The organism is Shewanella sp. SM20 (genome assembly GCF_025654545.1).
In the GTDB taxonomy this organism is placed as follows: domain Bacteria; phylum Pseudomonadota; class Gammaproteobacteria; order Enterobacterales; family Shewanellaceae; genus Shewanella; species Shewanella oncorhynchi.
Window position 1 is genome coordinate 1 of record NZ_JAKKRK010000106.1, and the last position, 3,505, is coordinate 3,505.

Here is a 3,505-nt window from a genome sequence, read left to right on the forward strand (position 1 = left end):
TCACATTGTGCGCAGCTTTGTATGGAAGGAATTAGATGTGCCGATAAGTGTCGTTATCGGCATTAGCGCGTCATTTCTCCTCGGCTCAGGCTTCGCTCGTCGGCATTCCTTGCTATGCCTTAGCGATGTCTAAATGGTTCTTCTGGCGTGACTCTACGCAGTTCGCCTTGGCAATGTGGGCACTGGATAAATATCGAGTCAAAATCATCATACCACCAAGGCTTATTACAGTTGTTACATTGCAGCTCGGGCTTGTCTTGACGTTCAACCATGCTATAGCCGCCGTCATAAGGGATTATTTGCATGATGCTGTGTCCCTAAGTTGTTCTAGTGTGTCGTCCAGTTCGCCCAGTAACACGCAAGATTTAGCGATTAATTGCAGTTGAGCATCTTCAGGCGCTAAGCCTTTCAGTAAAAAATCGTTGATAGCCTGTATGTCGTTACGTAGCTGGATTGCGCTATTGATTAGTGATTCGTCCATGCTCAAGCATCCTTATTGTGTGGATTGGCCATCGTTCTTGGTGCCGATGCGATTAACGACGTTATTGGCGTGATTGTTAAGCCAAAGCGTTTTAGTTCAAGGCCGCCAAAGTTGTTCACGACAAAGCTTGAGCTATCAACTTGATATTCTCCGGCTTGATACGTCTTAGTTGGATCTTCGACTTGTAATTTCATTTGGACAGGAAATTTTCCGCCTAAATATGCGTAAGCTCTTTGCTCGTAAATGGTTCGCCCAGGCTTACCGTCTTTCGGTGGCATGTTTCGGGCGGTTACGGTTACATCCTCTTGAAATAATTCGATTTTTAACATGGTCATAGCTCCTATGCGTAGGCTTTAAATGGTAAAACATTGGATTGTGCAACTATCGGTAATTGATACCAGTGCGGGACGATTAATGGTTTAACTTCAATAACTTCTGAGCGTCTTAGTGTTGGGCACATACGACTCACATCGAATTGCTGGCCAATATCGATGCCGATGACTTTTAAACGGGCTTTATGTTCGTAGAACTGACGTTCAGATAGGACGTTGGGGTTCCGTAAATCAGTCCCGTGCTGCCATAAAATGGCGTAGCTCTGGGTTGCATTAGCCGCTTGACGGCTCTTTACCACGCCTTGACTGATAAGTTGGTCTGCAATGCTTTGATGCTCATCATGCGATATATGGATGGTTTTCATGGCGGTCTCGATCTCTTTTAGGTGTGGGTAAAAGTCTTGTTCAGTGACTCGGCCATAAAATTGCAATGTATGACGTTTAAGTAAGGCCTGTCTTAAGCTGTGTTCTTCGCGTACAACACCTGTGCTTTCACAGTATTTAATGAGGTTTTCTAGGTAGTTAAGTCTATCGATAGGAACACCGGCTTTTTTACGGAGCTCTTTATTAAGATGTCTTTGTAATTCAATAGCTTTGTTATAAAGCTTGGTCATTATCCATGTAGAACCTTCGCCCCAGTTACAAGTGTGGCCGTCTGGATAAAGCTTGGGTTTTCGACCTCGACCGATTTGCATTGACGACATACCACGGATAAATGAGGCCTCTTTGCCCTTGCCTACTTGATGGTTAACAGTCCAGTCGATAGCGGTAATCTCGGCACCATTACCAACTAATTGTGTGGTTTTGCCGTCTGGAGTTTGGCGGTATGAAATCTGGGTATTTTTAGTGAACGGAGGTAAACCGTATTGCGCTAAAACGTGATTAAAGATCGCCACGCATTCATCAAGCGTTTGCAAGCCAAAAAGGTTATCCATGCGTTGCCAGCGAGACGGATTACCTTCCACCCTCACCCGTTGCCCATCACACCGGATGTTCAATTTGGTGCTGTAAGACCCTTCTAGAATTTTCTGGTTTACCGAAGGCGGTAAATATTCACCCGTTTCTAGTTCGACGCGTTCAATGCGGTGACGTCCAACAAATGGCACACTGCCTGCTGGATGGTCTTGTTGCATGAATAAGCGGTCGATGAAAAACAATTAGATAAAAAACCTGTCAAGTATCTTTTTTCATACTTTACAGCAATGATAAAGGAAATGTAAAGTCAACCTATCAAAAAGGAGGGTTATACTAATGAAAAATCACACCTACGAGATTAACGAGATGCTAAAAGATGTACTTAGAGAAGCTAGAGAGGCTAGAAAGTTAAAGCAAACAGAAGTGGCTGAGTATGTCGGTGTTACCCCGCAGACCTATATGAAATGGGAAAACGGTAAAAATGAACCTAAAGCTAGCAATATCAAATTATTAGCTGAAATTCTGAAAGTTTCAGAAAGCGAAATATGCAGAGGGGAAGTGAAACATTTCAAAATGGAGCCGTTAGAATTTGTAAGGCGTGTAGGAATCCTTATGAATGAAGTCCCGCAGACAGAAATGTTAATAGGTATGCATGAGTATATTAACGATACAGAAGGCTTCATTAAGATGCTTTCTAAAGTATCTGATTATCCTTACGAAATGTTCGATATTGAAGAACGTGCAAATGACGAGTTTCAAGCTAGATTAACCCTGAAAGTAATTGAGTCAAATAGCCTTGATGCTAGCCCAGAAGAAATAGAACGAGCAAAGAAGCACGCAATGAAAGTGTTGGGTATGACTGAAGATGTCCGCAGTTAGTTTGGGTGTAACAGGAACCCAAACCTAAAAAGTCTGTTTCGGTCGGGGGCGCTTCGCTTGCCTCCCCCTTCCTCCACGCTGCAACAAGGACGAGTTGCAAGGCGTCAGAAACTCCGAAATCCGGAGTAGAGTCCACTGTTAAAGTATGTGGACTCAGGGGCTCTCGCTGTCACTTGGGGCCTTTCCCGCTATGGCGGGCCCCTTTCCAAGTTCTCGCTTAATCCCCTTCGAAAAAGTACCACCAATGGTACAAAAGTGCAGTATTACAGTACTGCACTTTTGAATGCTGTGAGTTGGTTTTGTCTTCGACCGTTTAGCTGTAAACACGCTGCAAGTCAGCAGCTAAAGAAAAGAGTCTGGCGGGGGAAATAAACGGGCTTAAAAGCGCCCTATTAAGAGCGCTTGGCATCAAGGGACAAGTCCCTTAATAATCCCATCAGCTTTCTGTGTTGAGAACATCTAATATTTGTGCGACATGCTCAGAAAATTCTGAAAGGTTATTATGGAAAGAGTTCATACCTGCACCGCCTAGAGCTTCTGCTTTATAAATCTCGAGGACAGCAGCCACAACAACATGACGTTTAGAACTCTCATCTAAATCTGAAAACTCAGTTCTGATGGATGAAAGTGAATGATTAACCGTGCATTTTAGAATTTCAGCGATTGATTGGCTCATTAAAATATCTCTCTATTTTGATAATGTGTTTATAAATCATACCACCACATATAACCTATTGATAGATATTGCATTGTTGATGCATCAGTATAGTGTTTGGAGCAGAATAGTACTTCGCACAATCCAAGTTATGCAAAACTCAGCCCTTTCAGGGCTGTTTTTTTATGTCCGGATGCTACAAAAAAAAGCAGTTTTACATAACGTGAGATCACATTGTGCGCA

General features: G+C 43.1%; 6 protein-coding genes. 1 reads left to right on the forward strand and 5 read right to left on the reverse strand.

The genetic code is table 11. The features are described 5' to 3' along the window. Window positions 1-119: 119 nt before the first annotated feature. Genes L5M18_RS22830 through L5M18_RS22845 form a run of 4 tightly spaced genes read right to left on the reverse strand, consistent with a single transcriptional unit; the run spans window position 120 to window position 1,946 of the window. Window positions 120-305, reverse strand: coding sequence for a hypothetical protein (locus tag L5M18_RS22830; RefSeq protein WP_173244884.1), 186 nt, complete (start codon window positions 303-305; stop codon window positions 120-122). Next, on the reverse strand, window positions 296-481 hold the full coding sequence (locus tag L5M18_RS22835; protein ID WP_263198697.1) for a hypothetical protein: 186 nt from the start codon (window positions 479-481) through the stop codon (window positions 296-298). The genes L5M18_RS22830 and L5M18_RS22835 overlap by 10 nt, the downstream gene beginning before the upstream one ends. Before the next feature lie 2 nt (window positions 482-483). Continuing rightward, complete coding sequence (locus L5M18_RS22840; protein ID WP_263198698.1) at window positions 484-810, reverse strand: G5P family DNA-binding protein; 327 nt, start codon at window positions 808-810, stop codon at window positions 484-486. An 11-nt stretch (window positions 811-821) separates the two neighbouring features. Next, window positions 822-1,946, reverse strand: coding sequence for a phage/plasmid replication protein, II/X family (locus L5M18_RS22845; RefSeq protein ID WP_263198699.1), 1,125 nt, complete (start codon window positions 1,944-1,946; stop codon window positions 822-824). Window positions 1,947-2,064: 118 nt separating this feature from the next. Here L5M18_RS22845 and L5M18_RS22850 point away from each other — a divergent pair, with 118 nt between their 5' ends. Next, on the forward strand, window positions 2,065-2,607 hold the full coding sequence (locus L5M18_RS22850) for a helix-turn-helix transcriptional regulator (protein WP_263198700.1): 543 nt from the start codon (window positions 2,065-2,067) through the stop codon (window positions 2,605-2,607). A 436-nt stretch (window positions 2,608-3,043) separates the two neighbouring features. On the opposite strand, the gene L5M18_RS22855 is transcribed toward L5M18_RS22850, so the two are convergent. Next, window positions 3,044-3,283, reverse strand: a complete 240-nt coding sequence (locus tag L5M18_RS22855) for a hypothetical protein (protein ID WP_263198701.1) — start codon at window positions 3,281-3,283, stop codon at window positions 3,044-3,046. Between the last annotated feature and the right edge of the window lie 222 nt (window positions 3,284-3,505).

Coding starts and splice junctions, on each gene's coding strand:
- L5M18_RS22830 (WP_173244884.1), bottom strand. CDS start 305: ATGCAAATAATCCCTTATGACGGCGGCTATAGCATGGTTGAACGTCAA.
- L5M18_RS22835 (WP_263198697.1), bottom strand. CDS start 481: ATGGACGAATCACTAATCAATAGCGCAATCCAGCTACGTAACGACATA.
- L5M18_RS22840 (WP_263198698.1), bottom strand. CDS start 810: ATGTTAAAAATCGAATTATTTCAAGAGGATGTAACCGTAACCGCCCGA.
- L5M18_RS22845 (WP_263198699.1), bottom strand. CDS start 1,946: ATGCAACAAGACCATCCAGCAGGCAGTGTGCCATTTGTTGGACGTCAC.
- L5M18_RS22850 (WP_263198700.1), top strand. CDS start 2,065: ATGAAAAATCACACCTACGAGATTAACGAGATGCTAAAAGATGTACTT.
- L5M18_RS22855 (WP_263198701.1), bottom strand. CDS start 3,283: ATGAGCCAATCAATCGCTGAAATTCTAAAATGCACGGTTAATCATTCA.